The organism is Streptomyces sp. NPDC050263, assembly GCF_040655955.1.
In the GTDB taxonomy this organism is placed as follows: domain Bacteria; phylum Actinomycetota; class Actinomycetes; order Streptomycetales; family Streptomycetaceae; genus Streptomyces.
In genome coordinates, this window is record NZ_JBFAKW010000020.1 from 13,442 (window position 1) to 27,850 (window position 14,409).

General features: G+C 73.7%; 12 protein-coding genes. 9 read left to right on the forward strand and 3 right to left on the reverse strand.

Annotation, left to right across the window (positions count from 1 at the left end; all coding sequences use genetic code 11):
• Positions 1 to 224: 224 nt before the first annotated feature.
• From AB0J04_RS12275 to AB0J04_RS12290, 4 genes are all read left to right on the forward strand, one after another.
• Positions 225 to 1,454 carry an NADP-dependent malic enzyme gene (locus tag AB0J04_RS12275; protein WP_363168288.1) on the forward strand — a complete coding sequence of 410 codons (1,230 nt, stop codon included), beginning with the start codon at positions 225 to 227 and terminating at the stop codon, positions 1,452 to 1,454.
• Positions 1,455 to 1,700: 246 nt separating this feature from the next.
• Positions 1,701 to 2,666, forward strand: coding sequence for a zinc-binding dehydrogenase (locus AB0J04_RS12280; RefSeq protein ID WP_363168289.1), 966 nt, complete (start codon positions 1,701 to 1,703; stop codon positions 2,664 to 2,666).
• A gap of 85 nt (positions 2,667 to 2,751) precedes the next feature.
• A complete protein-coding gene (locus tag AB0J04_RS12285; protein WP_018571396.1) occupies positions 2,752 to 2,961 on the forward strand; it encodes an HTH domain-containing protein in 210 nt (69 codons plus the stop codon).
• Positions 2,961 to 3,551, forward strand: a complete 591-nt coding sequence (locus AB0J04_RS12290) for a Clp protease N-terminal domain-containing protein (protein WP_363168290.1) — start codon at positions 2,961 to 2,963, stop codon at positions 3,549 to 3,551. The genes AB0J04_RS12285 and AB0J04_RS12290 overlap by 1 nt, the downstream gene beginning before the upstream one ends.
• 26 nt (positions 3,552 to 3,577) lie before the next feature.
• On the opposite strand, the gene AB0J04_RS12295 is transcribed toward AB0J04_RS12290, so the two are convergent.
• Both AB0J04_RS12295 and AB0J04_RS12300 read right to left on the reverse strand, forming a co-directional pair.
• On the reverse strand, positions 3,578 to 4,687 hold the full coding sequence (locus AB0J04_RS12295; RefSeq protein ID WP_363168291.1) for a helix-turn-helix transcriptional regulator: 1,110 nt from the start codon (positions 4,685 to 4,687) through the stop codon (positions 3,578 to 3,580).
• Position 4,688: 1 nt separating this feature from the next.
• Entirely contained in the window at positions 4,689 to 5,648 is a 960-nt protein-coding gene (locus AB0J04_RS12300) for a hypothetical protein (protein ID WP_363168292.1), read from the reverse strand.
• Positions 5,649 to 5,793: 145 nt separating this feature from the next.
• Between AB0J04_RS12300 and AB0J04_RS12305 the strand changes: the two genes are divergently transcribed.
• Positions 5,794 to 6,648, forward strand: coding sequence for a hypothetical protein (locus AB0J04_RS12305; RefSeq protein ID WP_363168293.1), 855 nt, complete (start codon positions 5,794 to 5,796; stop codon positions 6,646 to 6,648).
• Positions 6,649 to 6,729: 81 nt separating this feature from the next.
• On the opposite strand, the gene AB0J04_RS12310 is transcribed toward AB0J04_RS12305, so the two are convergent.
• Positions 6,730 to 6,912 (reverse strand): DUF6104 family protein, encoded by a 183-nt coding sequence (locus AB0J04_RS12310; protein WP_358801197.1) that lies wholly within the window; start codon positions 6,910 to 6,912, stop codon positions 6,730 to 6,732.
• Positions 6,913 to 7,079: 167 nt separating this feature from the next.
• Between AB0J04_RS12310 and AB0J04_RS12315 the strand changes: the two genes are divergently transcribed.
• The 4 genes from AB0J04_RS12315 to AB0J04_RS12330 all read left to right on the forward strand — a co-directional run bounded on the left by AB0J04_RS12315 (position 7,080) and on the right by AB0J04_RS12330 (position 14,406).
• Positions 7,080 to 7,637 (forward strand): CU044_2847 family protein, encoded by a 558-nt coding sequence (locus AB0J04_RS12315; RefSeq protein ID WP_363168294.1) that lies wholly within the window; start codon positions 7,080 to 7,082, stop codon positions 7,635 to 7,637.
• Positions 7,634 to 9,898, forward strand: a complete 2,265-nt coding sequence (locus AB0J04_RS12320) for a trypsin-like peptidase domain-containing protein (protein ID WP_363168296.1) — start codon at positions 7,634 to 7,636, stop codon at positions 9,896 to 9,898. Before AB0J04_RS12315 ends, AB0J04_RS12320 begins: the two co-directional genes overlap by 4 nt.
• A 109-nt stretch (positions 9,899 to 10,007) precedes the next feature.
• Positions 10,008 to 11,030, forward strand: coding sequence for a MoxR family ATPase (locus AB0J04_RS12325; RefSeq protein WP_363168297.1), 1,023 nt, complete (start codon positions 10,008 to 10,010; stop codon positions 11,028 to 11,030).
• Positions 11,031 to 11,037: 7 nt separating this feature from the next.
• Positions 11,038 to 14,406 carry an SAV_2336 N-terminal domain-related protein gene (locus AB0J04_RS12330; RefSeq protein ID WP_363168298.1) on the forward strand — a complete coding sequence of 1,123 codons (3,369 nt, stop codon included), beginning with the start codon at positions 11,038 to 11,040 and terminating at the stop codon, positions 14,404 to 14,406.
• Positions 14,407 to 14,409 lie beyond the last annotated feature (3 nt).

Consider the following 14,409-nt stretch of genomic DNA (forward strand, 5'->3'; position numbering starts at 1 on the left):
CACAGGTCGAGGGATGTGACCTTGCACGAATCGACTCGTCGGCTGTGGTCTCCGTCCGGTAAGAAGGTTTTTTACACCCCTCATCCGGGGCTCAGGGCGCGTGTGCGGCGCGCCCGACGCGCAGGCGCCCGTCGCATCACCTCTGGGGCCCGCGCGATGCCCGCCCACTTCTCAATCAGGAGTGGCCACCCTCAAGCCAATGAAGACCTAAGGGGTAAGACACAGTGGCAGCGGAGATCGTCAATCCTCGCAGCGAGAGCGCCGACGGATCGGGCCAGGAGGGCGGTGCGGAGCCCCTCGATTCGTTCGACCCGGTGTTCGCGCTGCACCGTGGCGGCAAGATGGCCGTGCAGGCCACCGTTCCCGTCCGTGACAAGGACGACCTGTCCCTCGCCTACACGCCCGGTGTGGCGCGGGTGTGCACCGCGATCGCGGAGCAGCCGGATCTGGTCAACGATTACACGTGGAAGTCGTCCGTCGTCGCCGTCGTGACCGACGGCACGGCTGTGCTCGGGCTTGGCGACATCGGCCCGGAGGCCTCCCTTCCGGTGATGGAAGGCAAGGCGATTCTGTTCAAGCAGTTCGGCGGAGTGGACGCGGTCCCGATCGCGCTCGCCTGCACGGACGTGGACGCGATCGTCGAGACGGTGGTGCGCCTCGCGCCCTCGTTCGGCGGAGTGAACCTCGAGGACATCTCGGCGCCGCGGTGCTTCGAGATCGAGCGCCGGCTCCAGGACGCGCTCGACATCCCGGTCTTCCACGACGACCAGCACGGCACCGCGATCGTGTCGCTGGCGGCGCTGCGCAACGCGGCGAAGCTCAGCGGGCGTGACCTCGGCGAGCTGCGGGCGGTCATCTCGGGCGCCGGCGCGGCCGGTGTCGCCATCGCCAAGATCCTGGTCGGGGCCGGCATCGGGGACGTCGCGGTCACCGACCGCAAGGGCATCGTCTCGGCGGACCGCGAGGACCTCACCGACGTCAAGCGCGAGCTGGCCGAGATCACCAACAAGGCCGGGCTGAGCGGTTCGCTGGAGGACGCGCTGGCCGGCGCCGACGTGTTCATCGGCGTCTCCGGCGGTACGGTCCCGGAGGAGGCGGTTGCCTCGATGGCGAAGGGCGCGTTCGTCTTCGCCATGGCCAACCCGACCCCCGAGGTGCACCCGGACGTCGCCCACAAGTACGCGGCGGTCGTCGCCACCGGGCGGTCGGACTTCCCGAACCAGATCAACAACGTGCTGGCGTTCCCGGGCATCTTCGCCGGTGCGCTGCAGGTGCGGGCGTCTCGGATCACCGAGGGCATGAAGCTCGCGGCCGCGGAGGCGCTGGCCGGGGTCGTCGGCGACGATCTCGCGGCCGACTACGTCATTCCGTCGCCGTTCGACGAGCGGGTCGCCCCCGCGGTGACTGCGGCCGTTGCCGCGGCTGCCCGTGCCGAGGGCGTTGCCCGCCGTTGACGTTCGGCTGAATGGCCCCGCCCGTCAGGGCGGGGCCATTTCTTGCCCACCCACCAGCCCGTTCGGGTGAGCTGCCGCGGCGCCGTCCCCGAAGGCTTCGCCTCCCGGGACCCCCATCGGCCCCGAAAGGGCCTCGTCCTCGAACTCCCCGGAGGGGACGCCCCCGGACGGGCTGTTCCGCAAGAGGGCGTGTCTCACAGTCGTCCCCGGTTTCGCCCGCCCCTCCCCGCGCCTATCGTCGAAGACATGTTCGCCGTCTACGCCGCCCGAATCGACCGCGACCAGCCGCTTTCCGGCCTGGAGTTGGGGGAGCGTCCGGCCCCCGAGATCCGGCCCGGCTGGAGCGTCGTCGACGTCAGGGCCGCCTCCCTCAACCATCACGATCTCTGGTCGCTCCGGGGCGTCGGTCTCCCGGAGGGCCGGCTGCCGATGATCCTCGGCTGCGACGCCGCCGGTGTCGACGCGGACGGCAACGAGGTCGTCCTGCACTCCGTCATCGGGCAGACCGGGCACGGGGTCGGACCCGACGAACCCCGTTCCATCCTCACCGAGCGCTACCAGGGCACCTTCGCCGAGCAGGTCGCCGTGCCGACCTGGAACATCCTGCCCAAGCCCAAGGAGCTCTCCTTCGCGGAGGCCGCCTGTCTGCCCACGGCCTGGCTGACGGCGTACCGGATGCTCTTCACCAACGCGGGTGTGCGGCCCGGTGACTCCGTTCTCGTCCAGGGGGCGGGGGGCGGGGTCGCGACGGCGGCCATCGTGCTGGGCAAGGCGGCCGGTCTGCGGGTCTTCGCCACCAGCAGGGACGAGGCCAAGCGGAAGCGGGCGCTGGAGCTCGGCGCCGTCGAGGCCGTGGAGCCGGGGGCGCGGCTGTCGCAGCGGGTGGACGCCGTGATCGAGACCGTCGGCGCGGCCACCTGGTCCCATTCGGTGAAGTCGCTGCGGCCCGGCGGCACGCTCGTCATCTCCGGGGCCACGAGCGGCGACCGGCCCTCGCACGCCGAACTCACCCGGATCTTCTTCCTGGAGCTGAAGGTCGTCGGCTCCACCATGGGCACCAAGGACGAGTTGGAGGACCTGCTCTCCTTCTGCGCCGCAACGGGTGTCCGCCCCGTCATCGACGAGGTGCTCCCGCTCGACCGGGCCCGCGAGGGCTTCGAACGGCTCGCGTCCGGCGACCAGTTCGGCAAGATCGTGCTCACCCACTCCTGACATCGTGCTCACCCGCTCCTGACGAGGACACCGCGAGTTGTCAATTTCGGTTGACATCCCTGCTGTGTCAATGTAAGTTGACGCCATGACCGAAGCAACGGATCTCGCCGAGCGCGCCGGCGACCGCGATCCACGGGTCGGACTGCGCGCCGTCGCCGCACTGCGCCGACTGCTGGAGCAGTTGGAGGCGGTGCAGGTGCGCAGTGCGCGCAATCAGGGCTGGTCGTGGCAGGAGATCGCCGCGGAACTCGGGGTCAGCAGGCAGGCCGTGCACAAGAAGTACGGGAGGCAGTGATGTTCGAGCGGTTCACGAAGGACGCCCGGGCCGTGGTCCGGGGGGCGGTGGTGCACGCCGAACGGGCGGGGGCCGAGCGGGTCGAGGAGACGCATGTGCTGCTCGCCCTCCTCGACCGCGAGGGCAGCCGCGGTTCGTTCGCGTTGGCCTCGCTCGGGCTGCCGCCGGGCCGGCGCGAGGGACTGGTACGGGATCTCGGCGAGGTCCGCCGCCGGGGCGGCCTCTCCCGCGCCGACGCGGACGCCCTCTCGGGGCTGGGCATCGACGTCTCGGAGATCGTCGCGCGGGTCGAAGAGGCCCATGGGGAAGGCGCGTTGGCGGCCGAGGGCAACGGTGGGCGGGGCGGTTCCGGCGGGCGCCTGTTCGGCGGGCGGCCCTTCGGCCGCGAGACCAAGGAGCTGCTCACCGACACCCTGCGCATCGCCCTCAGCCGCCGCGAACGGTCCATCGGCGACGAGCACCTGCTGCTCGCCCTCACCAGCCGCCGCGGCGTCCCCGCCGAACTCCTCGCCGACCACGGCGTCACCTACACGGCCCTCACCCGGGTGCTGTACGGCCATGGTCGAGAAGGCGAGGCCAAGGCCGGCTGAGGGGCCCTGTCAGGGCCAGGGGCTCGTCAGGGCCTCGGGGCGCGGAGTATCACTCCGATGTGTGCCGCCGCCGTCGACAGATGGCGGCGGGCCTCGCGGAGCTGGTCGCCGGTGACGCCGTGGTCGCGCGCCGCGTCGCGGATGTCGTCCCGGAAGCGGTCGAGCAGGCGGTCCAGGTCGCGGGCCGGGTCGCCGCCGGGGTCCTCGTGCGCCCAGGCCGGCTCGTACTCGGCCGGGAAGTCCTCCGGAGTGCGGGAGTACTCCGGACGCTCGGCTGCCGAGGGCTTCGGCGGCGTCGGTCCTGTCGTGCCGGGGCGGGCGAAGCCGAAGTCCTTGCCGTGTTCCCTTCCGAAGTCCTTGCCAAACTCCCCGAACTCCTTGGCGAGTTCGGTCAGGCCCTCCCGGACGCCGGTCGGCCAGTCGCCCCGGGTGAAGTGGTCCTGGACCTGTTCCTGGACCCGGCGCGCGATGCGCTGCACCTCCTCCTGGGCCTGGGTCCGGGCCCGCTCCTGAGCCTCCTTGGCCTGGCGGCGGGCCCGCTGGGCTTCGTCCCGCGCGCGACGGCTCTCGTCCTTCGCCCGGCGGGCCTGTTCCTTCCACTCCTGCTTGACACGGCGCATCTCCTCCTTGGCGGCGCGCCACGCCTCCTTGTCGCCGTACTCCCCGTACTCCGCGGAGTCGCCGTGTTCGCCGTGTTCGCCGTGGTCTCCGTGCGCGCCGTGTTCTGCGGAGCTCGCCCCGGTGCCCCTGCGGGCCTCCGAGGCCGCGGCTCGCATCTCGCGGCGCAGATCGCCCGCCGCGCCGCGTACGTCGGCCCGGATCTCCGCGGCCAGCTCGGCGACCGATTCGCGGATCTCCAGCTCCAGGTCGACCAGTTCGCCGCTGCGGTCCGCCAGTTCGGCCCGGCCCGCGTCGGTGATGGCGTACACCTTGCGGCCGCCCTCGGTGGTGTGGGTGACCAGGCCCTCGGCCTGCAGCTTGGCCAGCCGGGGGTACACCGTGCCCGCCGAGGGGGCGTAGAGCCCCTGGAAGCGTTCTTCGAGAAGGCGGATCACCTCGTAGCCGTGACGCGGTGCTTCGTCCAGCAGCTTCAGGAGGTAGAGGCGGAGACGGCCGTGGGCGAAGACGGGAGGCATGTCAGAGCACCTTCTTGTCGTCGGTCGTGCTGTCGGCCGGGTCGGCGGAGGAACGGTCGCCGCCCGGGCCGGAAACGGCATTGTCTCCCGCCTCGGCCCCGGCTTCGGTCCCCGCCTCGGTTCCGTGTGCGGCCCAGGCCTCGGCGTCGGCCTCCTGCTCCGGAGGCCTCCGGAGCAGGGCGATCGAGCCGGAGACCGTCGTGGCCTTGAGGCGGCCGTTGCCCGCGCCCAGGCGGCCGGTGATGCGCTTGGCTCCCCACTGGCCGCTGACCCGGAGATCCTCGAAGGCGTTGGAGACCGAGCCGCTCGCGGTGTTCGCCTCCACCTGTGCGTCCGCCGGGTGGGGCAGCCGGATGGCGATCTCGCCCGAGACGCTGGTCAGGTCGATGTTCGTGGGGCGGCTCGTGGGGTCTATGTCGACGATCATCGACCCGCTCACGGAGTCGGCCTTCACGGAGGAGCCGGCCTCGACCACGGTCAGGTCCCCGGAGACGGAGTTGAAGCGCAGATCGCCGGTGAGGGCCTGGGCCTCCACGCTCCCGGAGACGGTGTCCGCGCGCACCGGGCCCGCGAGCCCCACCAGGGTCGTGTCTCCGTTGACCCCCTTCACCTCGGCGTGGCCGTCGATGCCCGAGACCACCGCCGCGGCGCTCACCACGCCCACTTCCACCCGGGTGCCGGCCGGCACGGCGAGCGAGACGACGGCGCTGCGCCGCCAGCCCTTGCGGTCGAGCCACTTGAGGAAGCCCTTCCAGGGCAGGTCCTCGTACGCCACCGTCAGGTTCCCGTCGAGGTGGCTCACCGCCAGGGGCGGTCCTTCGATCCGGGAGATTTCCAGGTGGGCGGAACCTTCGTCCGTACCCACCACGTTCACAGTGCCGTTGACGATGCGCACGTGCAGTTCGTGCACGGGCTCGTCGAAAGAGAGCTTCCTCGGCTCGGCGACGGACCACTCGGACATGGTGCGGACCTCCTCCAGGGCAACGACACGACACGCCATATCGCGTCTCACGTAAAACACGATATATCGCGGTCGTCGAAAGTCAAGACACCCGTTCTGGTGATCATTCCCGCCCAAAGGTGACGAACTGGCCTAGCGTGTGATCATGCCGAGCGAAGACACGGAAGCCGGGGAACACGGCGGCGCGCTGCTGCTCTGCCGGGCCGAACCCGAGTCCGTCGCCCCCGCCGCCCATCTCCTGCGCGCCCGCATGCTGCTCACCGGGGCCGGAGAGTCAGGCGGCGAGTGGAGCGTCCTGGTTCCCGAGGGCGGGCCGTGGCAGCGCGGCGGCGAACCGGTGGACCGCGTCCTCACCGGCTGGGCCACCGCCCTGGCCGTCGGCGCCCCCTGGCCGGTGCTCGCGCTGTGGTGGGACGCCGACCGCGCCGGGTTCACCCTGGCCTCGGGCTTCCGCCGTCCCGTCGGCTACGTCTGGCTCGCGGACGGCACTCCGGTCGGCGAGGACGAGGCCATGCGCACCTTCGCCGCCCGACTGGGCCTCGACCCCGTCCACGACATGGAGTGCCTGGAACGGCTCACGCGGCAGGACGGCGGCGCCGACGCCCACGCGCGTGTGCGTGCCGTGGTCGCCGTCCTCGCCCGTACGGGCCTCGCGCTCCCCGTCGGCCTGGCTCCCGGCGCCCCCGCCGACCGGCTGCGCGACGTCGCCCGCGCCCGGCCGGACGTCCGGCAGATCGCCTGGCTGGGCTGGCGGGAGACGCTCCGCGTCGAACTCGACGCCGTGGAGGACAAGGTCGAGCACAGCCCCCTGGGGCCCTGGCTGCCCTGGTCGGGCAGCCCGCGCGCGCGTGCTCTCGTCCTCGCCCAGGTGGCGGCCGGTCTGCCCCTCACGGTCTGGGGAGTGCGCCGGCGCAGCGCGGGCTGGATCGCGGCGGGCGCGCTGCTCCTGGCCCACGGTGCGCTCGGACTGTCGTACGAACTGGTCCGGCCTCGCGACTGACGCGACTGACGCGACTGACGCGAATGGCTGTGACTGACGCGACTGGACCGTGGCTCACCGGACCTGTTCGGCCTGCTGGGTCTACTCGTCGTCCTCGTCGTCGTCCAGTCGTGCCAGCCACGTCGCCAGGCGCTCCACCGGCACCTCGAAGTCCGGGTTCAGGTCGACGAACGTCCGCAGCTGCTCGGCGAGCCACTCGAAGGTGACCTCCTGCTCGCCGCGCCGCTTCTCGAGTTCCTCGATTCCGCGATCGGTGAAGTACATGGATCGTGCTCCGTGGGTGGGTCGCAGGGATAGGGATCCTCCCTCGGGGGAAGGACCTTTGTTCCTGTGAAGGGGGAAAGGTTCCGCTGTCCGGTGGGGAGGGGACAGGAAAAGGATAGGCGTACGCACGGGCGGGACCAGGGGGACCGGGGATGCGGGGGAGTGCGATGAGCGGTGATGACGTGACGCGGGTGGCGCGTATCGCGCTACCGGACGGAACACCGGTGTGGGCCCGGATCTCGGGGGCCGAGGAGCTGTCCGCGCCGGCCGGGCAGGCCGGGCGGCTGTCGTACAGCGACACCGGGTTCACCGAGCGGGTGGAGGCGAGCGTGGAGAGTCTGCACGCGCTCGTCACGGGGGTCGCGCGGTCGCTGGCGGAACCACTGCGCGCGGTGCGGCCCGACGAGGTGAGCGTCGAGTTCGGCATCGAGCTGACCGCCAAGGCCGGGAAGGTCGTGGGACTGCTCGCCGACGGCGAGGCCAAGGCGGGCATCACGGTCACCCTCACCTGGAACAGCGGCCCACCGGACCTCGACGCACCACTCCCTGCGGCCGACCCGCACGCCGCCACGGCGCCCCGCGCGCGTGACGGCTCGTCCTCCACGGCGCCTCGCGCGCGTGGCGGCTCATCGTCCGACGGAAGCGGGGCGCGGCACGAGGGCGCGTCCCCCGGCGCGTCGATGCACGGGGGCGGCGACGGCACGCTCGGCGGGGGCGGAGCGTGACGGGCGGGCACGCCCTGGGCGCATCGAACGCGTTCGATGCGGCCCGCCGTGCACTGCGTGGACTCGTCGTGGCGGCGACCGTGCGCATTCATCGCCCGGTCGTCGGGTATGCCCTGGAGGAGCCCGGCACGTTCCTCGGGAGTGGCTTCTTCGTCGCCCCGAACTGGGTTCTGACCTGCGCACATGTGGCCTGCGGCGGGGAGGGGGGCGAGGTCGCGGTGGTGTATGAGACGGCGCCCGGGCGGGGTGTCTCGACCGCACCCGGCAGGGTGGTGGCGACCCTCCCCGACCGCGCCGAACAGACCGTGCCCGCGGCCGGCAACTGGCCGGCCCCGGACCTGGCCCTGGTCCAGCTGACCGAACCCGCGGACGACCACGAGTGCGTGTACGTCTCCGAGCGCCCGGCCGCCTACTACGGCGAGGGCCGGGTGCTGTACGCCGGCTGGACCGAGAACGAGGGCCGCTTACAGGTCCTCGACGGCACGCTCACCGTGCAGGGAACGATCGGCGGCTGGTCGTCGGACGTGCAGATGCGGCTGGGCGACAACGACCTGCCGTACGGCGTCTCCGGCGGCCCGGTGATCGACCCCGCGCGCGGTGAGGTGATCGGCGTGCTGAAGGCGCGCTCGGACCACCGGCCCGGCGGCACGTCCACCGGGATCGAACAGCTGCGCACCCTGCGGGTCCCCGTGGAGCGGGTCTCCGCCGAGCACAGCGACCTCTACCAGGCCGTCTTCCACGCCCACGACCGCTACCACCGCGACCGGCAGCGGCACCCGGCCGCGCGCCGCCAGACGTGGACCGACGTGCAGGGTCGACTCGGCGCCCGCCCGGGGCGCACCCTCAGCCCGGACGAGCGGATCCAGCTGCTCGGCCGACTCGCCGAACTCCCGCCGCCCGACAGCACCCGCGGCCTGCTGGACATCCTCGACTCCCTGCCGGACTTCCAGGCGCCCACCCCGCTGCCCGCGCCGCGCGGCTGGCGCGACGGTCTGGGGGCGCTGTACGAGAGCGCGAGTGACGACGGGGCGCTGGAGCTGGTGCTCGACTACGCGATGCGGGCGATGTCCGCTCCGCGCCCGTTCCTCGTGCCCAGCACCCCGGATGCCGAGAAGGCCCTGTGGGTGTGGGTGTGGCAGGCCGCGCAGCGGCTGAGCGCCCGCTACCGGGCCGGCCTCGCCGAGCAGCGCATCGAGCGTCTGCGCTGCCGGGACCAGGCGGAGCACGACGTGGAACAGCACCCGAACCACGACATCCCCGACACGTTCTCGGGTACTCCCCGTCCGGTCCCCGCCGGCGCCGGCCCGAGGCCCGGCGCCGGCGCGCACAGGCCGCACCGGCGTCCCGACTCCGACGCACGCGCGCGTGCCCGCGCCCGTGCCGTCGGCAGCGTGGCCCGGCCCTCCGCTCTGCTCGAACTGGTGCAGCGCGGCTGGGAGCCGGACCGCTGCGACTGGTCGGTCTCCGTGTCCGCGCCCGGCGGGGACGCGGTCCGGCTGCACGAGACCGAGCGCACGCCCCTGGCCGAGCTGCCCGCCCACCTGGCCGGTCCGCTCGCGGAGGCCTTCCGCCACTGCGACGAGCCCGGCCGGCCCGCGCTGCTCCAGGTGGCGCTGCCGCACGCGCTGCTCGGCCTGGAGGTGGACACCTGGCAACTGCCTCCCGAGACGGAGCCGTTGGGCACCCTGCGGCCGGTCGTCGTGCGCTGCGCCGACCGCGACCGGCTGCCCGACGACGCGTTCGGCGCGTACGACGCCGGCCGCTTCGACGACCCGTACGGCCCGGACGACTTCGGCGATGTGGACGAGGAGCGCCGGGCCCGCTGGCGCTGGCTGCACGCGCACCGCGCGCGGGCCGAAGTCCTGGACTGCGACGAGGGGTTGCGCAAGCCCGTGCCGACCGTGGAGCAGTTGCGCGCCCTGTCGCACGGCACCGTCCCGGTGCTCTGCCGGTACGGCGACCTCCGCTTCGAGGACGACGCGGCGGCACTCGCGCGGATCGTGCTCGGGGGCTACGGCGTGGCCCTGTGGCGGCGTCGGCGCGGACAGCCCGACGACGTGTGCGGGGAGTTCCATCGCGGCACGATCGACGAGATCGCCGAACCATCCAGCGCGCAGGCCCTTCCCGAGGCCGTGCACGATCTTCGGATGCGGCTGCGCGCGGGCCGCACCGAGTCCTTCTGGGCGGACGGGGTCGCCCTGTTGTACGACGATCCCCACCAGCCCCTCCCCGGAACCGGTGACCTGCTGGAGGCTCCTTGAGCCCACCCTCGCGCGGGGCCGGTCGGCCCCTTACCAGGCACCCGCAGGATGGATAACGTGATGCACGTTCGGACGGCCGCGGCGGTGGACGAGTGACGAGGACCGGATCATGACCGAATCCAGTGAGTGGCTCATCTACCGAGGCGCCGGCGAACCGCACGACGGGATCGAGCGACTGCCCGATCCGCCCCCCTGGCGGGACTTCACCAGCCGTGACGCGGCGGGCTCCGGCGACGGATCCGAGGACCGCAGGCTCGGCGCGCACCGGCATCTGGCCGAGCTGCACCGGCCGGGCGCCGAGGAGCTGGAGATGATCAACGCGGCGCTCTATCTGCGCCGCCCGCTGCTCGTCACGGGCAGCCCCGGCGCGGGCAAGAGCACCCTCGCCCACTCGGTGGCGTACGAACTCGGCCTCGGCAATGTGCTGCGCTGGTCCATCGTCAGCCGTTCCGCGCTCCAGGACGGGCTCTACCACTACGACGCGATCGCCCGGCTCCAGGACGTCCAGATCGCCGCGCAGGGCGGGTTCGGGTCGGCGGCGGGCACTCCGGGCGCGGTCGAGGGCATCGGCAGCTACATCCGGCTGGGCCCGCTCGGCACCGCGCTGCTGCCCTCGGACACCCCGCGCGTGCTGCTCATCGACGAGCTGGACAAGAGCGACATCGACCTGCCCAACGACCTGCTGAACGTCCTGGAGGAGGGCGAGTTCGCGATCCCCGAGCTGGAGCGGATCGCCGACCGGCTGCCGGACGGCGAGGCGGAGGTGCTGACCGCCGACGGCGTGAAGGTCCGGGTGCGCGACGGCCGGATACGCTGCCGCGCCTTCCCGTTCGTGGTGCTCACCAGCAACGGGGAGCGGGACTTCCCGGCCCCGCTGATGCGCCGCTGCATCCACCTGGAGCTGGGGCGCCCCGACCACAACCGGCTCGCCACGTTCGTCCGCGCCCATCTCGGGGACGAGGCGGCGCGCGCGGGGGACGATCTGATCACCCGGTTCCTGGAGCGGTCGCGCAGCGAACTCCTCGCGGCCGACCAGCTGTTGAACGCGATCTACCTCACCGACGCGGCCGCGCCGCCCAGTCGGGACCGCCTGGCAGACCTGCTCATCCAGCGACTCGACCGCCCGAGGTGAGGGCCTGATGCCCGACGCAGCGGCCCGCCACGGCCCCGTACCGCCCGACGGCGATCCGCTCGCCGAACTCGTGGCGCGGTTGCGGGAGGTCGGGCTCGATCCCGATGTGGCGCAGCTGTGCGACGCGCTCTGGCTGGCGCGGTGGACCCGGCCGGTGGACGTGGCGGAGCCGGAGGAACCGCACACCGCGACCGGCGGGCCGCCCGGACTCCGGCTCGCCGGGACGCACGACCGGGACCCGGGCGGCCGGGACGCGCGGGAGCGGACCGGGCGGCCGGAGCGGCCCCCGCAGGACATGGTGGCCGACGGGCGCGTGAACCTGTACCCGATGCCGCAGGACGGGCTCCCGCGGGCCCGTGGCGCGGGCCGCGCCACCGCGCTGCCGGTCGGCGTTCCCGCGGCCCCCGCACTGCCCGCCCCGCTCGAACTCCAGCGCGCATTACGGCGGTTGCAGCGCTACCGGAGCCCGGCGCCGCCGCTGCGCACGACGCTCGACGAGACGGCGACGGCGGAGCGCAGCGCCCAGGCGGGCGGCCTGATCCTGCCCGTCCACCGTGCCGTCACCCGGGGGGACGCCCGGCTGCAACTGGTCCTGGACGCCTCCTCGTCGATGCGTGTGTGGGATCGGCTCTTCATCGAACTCCAGCAGGTTTTCGGCCAGTTGGGCGCCTTCTCCGACATCCAGGTCAGTCATCTGCACCAGGGCCCGGACGGCGAGCCCGCCGTCAGCCGCAGCCCCGACACGTTCGCGGCGCCGCTGCATTCCACCGACCGGCTCAGCGACCCCACCGGCCGCCGGATCGTGCTCTTCGTCAGCGACTGCGCGGGCCCGCTGTGGCACAGCGGACAGGCGCACCGGCTGCTGCACCACCTCTCCCGGCAGGGTCCGGTCGCCGTGCTCCAGCCACTGCCGCAGCGTCTGTGGAACCGCACCCGACTGCCCGTGATCTTCTGTGAGTTGAGCCGCGGCGAGACCCTCGGCGGAGCCTCCGCACTGCGCGTCCGCACCCCCGCAGGCGTCCCCGCGGAGGCCCGCCGCGGCGCTCTGCCCGTGCCGGTGCTGCCGCCCGAGCCGGTCGCTCTCGGCGCCTGGGCCAGGCTGCTGTCCGGGGCCGGCGCCGGGCCCGTGCCGGGCACCGTGGGCTGGGTGCGCGCCGACCAGCCGCCCGCCCCGACCCCGCGCGCGGACCGGCGGCGCACCCCGTTCGAACGGGTCAGCAGGTTCAGCTCCAGCGCCTCCTCGGCCGCCGCACGGCTCGCCGTCTACCTGGCGGCCGCGCCCCTGTGCCTGCCGGTGATGCAGCTCGTCCAGCGCACGATGCTGCCCGACTCGGGCCCGTCCGAACTCGCGGAGGTGCTGGTCGGCGGCCTGCTCACGCGCGCCACGGAGTCGGCCGAGTACGCCGACGACGGCGCCCAGTGGTACCGCATCGAGCCGGACGTCCGCGACGCCCTGCTGTCCCGGCTCGGCCGCGACGAGGCCATGCTGGTGCTCAAGCACTGCTCGGAGTACATCGAGCAGCGCTTCGGCAAGGGCGGCCCCAACTTCCCGGCCCTCGCCCTCGCCCAGCTCGGCGACGGCGGCGCGGGCCGCCCCTACACGCCCACCGCCCGCCCCGCGGGCAACGGCGGCGACCACGGCGACAACGGCGGCAACGGCGACGAAGCGCCCGTGCCGCAGCCCTTCGCCGAGGTCGCGGCCCGCGTCCTGCGCCGGTTCATGCCGCTGCCCGAGCAGTTCGAGACCCACGGCGGACGCGGCGGCCCGGGACAGCCCGCGGACCGGCCGACGCACCAGGCTGTCCGCAGGGCCCGCGCCCTGATCGAACGCTTCGACAGCGAGGGCATGATCCAGGACGTGATCGACGCCGTGCAGTTGCTGCGCGGCGCGACCGAACACGAGCGGCCCGTCGGCGCGGACCCCGAACTGTGGGCCGAGTACGCGCACTGCACGCTGCGCCTGTGGGAGGTGCAGGGCGGCGACGACCTGCTCCAGGAGGCGGAGGCGGCCGCGGAGCGGGCCACCGCGCACCCGCGCCGGCTGCACGAACGGGCCGTCCTCGCCCGGGTGCTGCACGCCGCCGCCACCGACCGCAGGCGCCGCGGCGACCGGACCGGCGCCCTGGACCTGCTGCGCCGCGCCGACCGTGAGTACGCCGTGGCCTGCGCGGCGCCCGACCTGGACGAGAACCAGACGCTGAAACTCACCCTGGAGCGGGTGCGGGCCCTGGAGGCGCAGTGGCGGCTCGGCGGGGACAGCGCGCTGCTCCAGGGCGCCGTCGGCATGCTGGAGGCCTTCGCCGACGTCTGGCCCGACCGCCGGCTGCGCCCGCCCGAACTCCCCCTGGAACACGGCCGGATCCTGCTGCGGCTGTCCGGTGCCACCGCCGACCCCGTGCAGGCCCGGCTCTACGCGGAGCAGGGCGCGCAGTCGCTGCGCAACGCCCTGGACACGGCCGAACCGCCGTCCACCGCCGAGTCGGTACGCGCGCGTGTCCGGATCCTGCTCGACCTGGTCGACGCGCTGCTCCGGGCCGGCGGCCCGCTGGACGACGCCCAGACCCGGGTCGACGAGGCCCTCGCCCTGGTCCGCGAACAGGGCCGACGGGCGGCTCTGCTGGCGCGCGCCGGGCGGATCGCCGTCGCCCGCTACGCCGAGTCGGGCGAGCCGGCGGAGCTGGAGACGGCCGCGGACCGCTTCGCGCAGGCCGCCCAGCGGATGTCACGCGACGCGCCCGCGCACGCCGACGTGCTCGCCGAGTGGGGCGAGGCGCTGCTGCGGCTGGCCGGGCTTCAGTCCGGCGCGCGGGCGCAGGGCACCCTCTCCCGGGCGATCCGCGTCCTGCGGGACTGCCGGATGGAGACTCCGGCGGGCAGCGCCCAGGTCGCCCACCGGCTGCTGCTGCTCGGCCGCGCGCTGATGCTGCGCTACCGGGCCCGCGGGGACCGCGTCGACCTGCGCGAGGCCGAGCACCTTTTCGGCCTCGCGGCGGCGGACGCGGAGGACCCGCTGCTGGCCGCGCGCTGCCGACTCGACCTCGGCCAGGTCCAGTTCGAGGCCTACCGCAGCCTGCGCCGTCCGGCCCGCCTCGACCTCGCGGTCGACGCCTTCCGCGACGCGGCGGAGGCGGCCCGGGAGGCGGAGGGGGCGGCCGAGACCGATCGCCGCCGGCAGGAGGCCGTCCAGGCGGGTGCGCAGGCGCACCACTGGCGGGGTATGTCCTATGAGGCGGCTGCACGACCACGGGCCGCCAGGGAGGCCTACCGGGCCGCCCGCGCGGAGTGGTCGCGGCTGCCGGAGGGCAGCCTGGTCGCCGACGGCCCGACGGCCGCCGAGACGGCGGAGCGGCTGGCCGCACTGGAGCGCGTGACGTGAGCG

Coding starts and splice junctions, on each gene's coding strand:
- AB0J04_RS12280 (WP_363168289.1), top strand. CDS start 1,701: ATGTTCGCCGTCTACGCCGCCCGAATCGACCGCGACCAGCCGCTTTCC.
- AB0J04_RS12285 (WP_018571396.1), top strand. CDS start 2,752: ATGACCGAAGCAACGGATCTCGCCGAGCGCGCCGGCGACCGCGATCCA.
- AB0J04_RS12290 (WP_363168290.1), top strand. CDS start 2,961: ATGTTCGAGCGGTTCACGAAGGACGCCCGGGCCGTGGTCCGGGGGGCG.
- AB0J04_RS12295 (WP_363168291.1), bottom strand. CDS start 4,687: ATGCCTCCCGTCTTCGCCCACGGCCGTCTCCGCCTCTACCTCCTGAAG.
- AB0J04_RS12300 (WP_363168292.1), bottom strand. CDS start 5,648: ATGTCCGAGTGGTCCGTCGCCGAGCCGAGGAAGCTCTCTTTCGACGAG.
- AB0J04_RS12305 (WP_363168293.1), top strand. CDS start 5,794: ATGCCGAGCGAAGACACGGAAGCCGGGGAACACGGCGGCGCGCTGCTG.
- AB0J04_RS12310 (WP_358801197.1), bottom strand. CDS start 6,912: ATGTACTTCACCGATCGCGGAATCGAGGAACTCGAGAAGCGGCGCGGC.
- AB0J04_RS12315 (WP_363168294.1), top strand. CDS start 7,080: ATGAGCGGTGATGACGTGACGCGGGTGGCGCGTATCGCGCTACCGGAC.
- AB0J04_RS12325 (WP_363168297.1), top strand. CDS start 10,008: ATGACCGAATCCAGTGAGTGGCTCATCTACCGAGGCGCCGGCGAACCG.
- AB0J04_RS12330 (WP_363168298.1), top strand. CDS start 11,038: ATGCCCGACGCAGCGGCCCGCCACGGCCCCGTACCGCCCGACGGCGAT.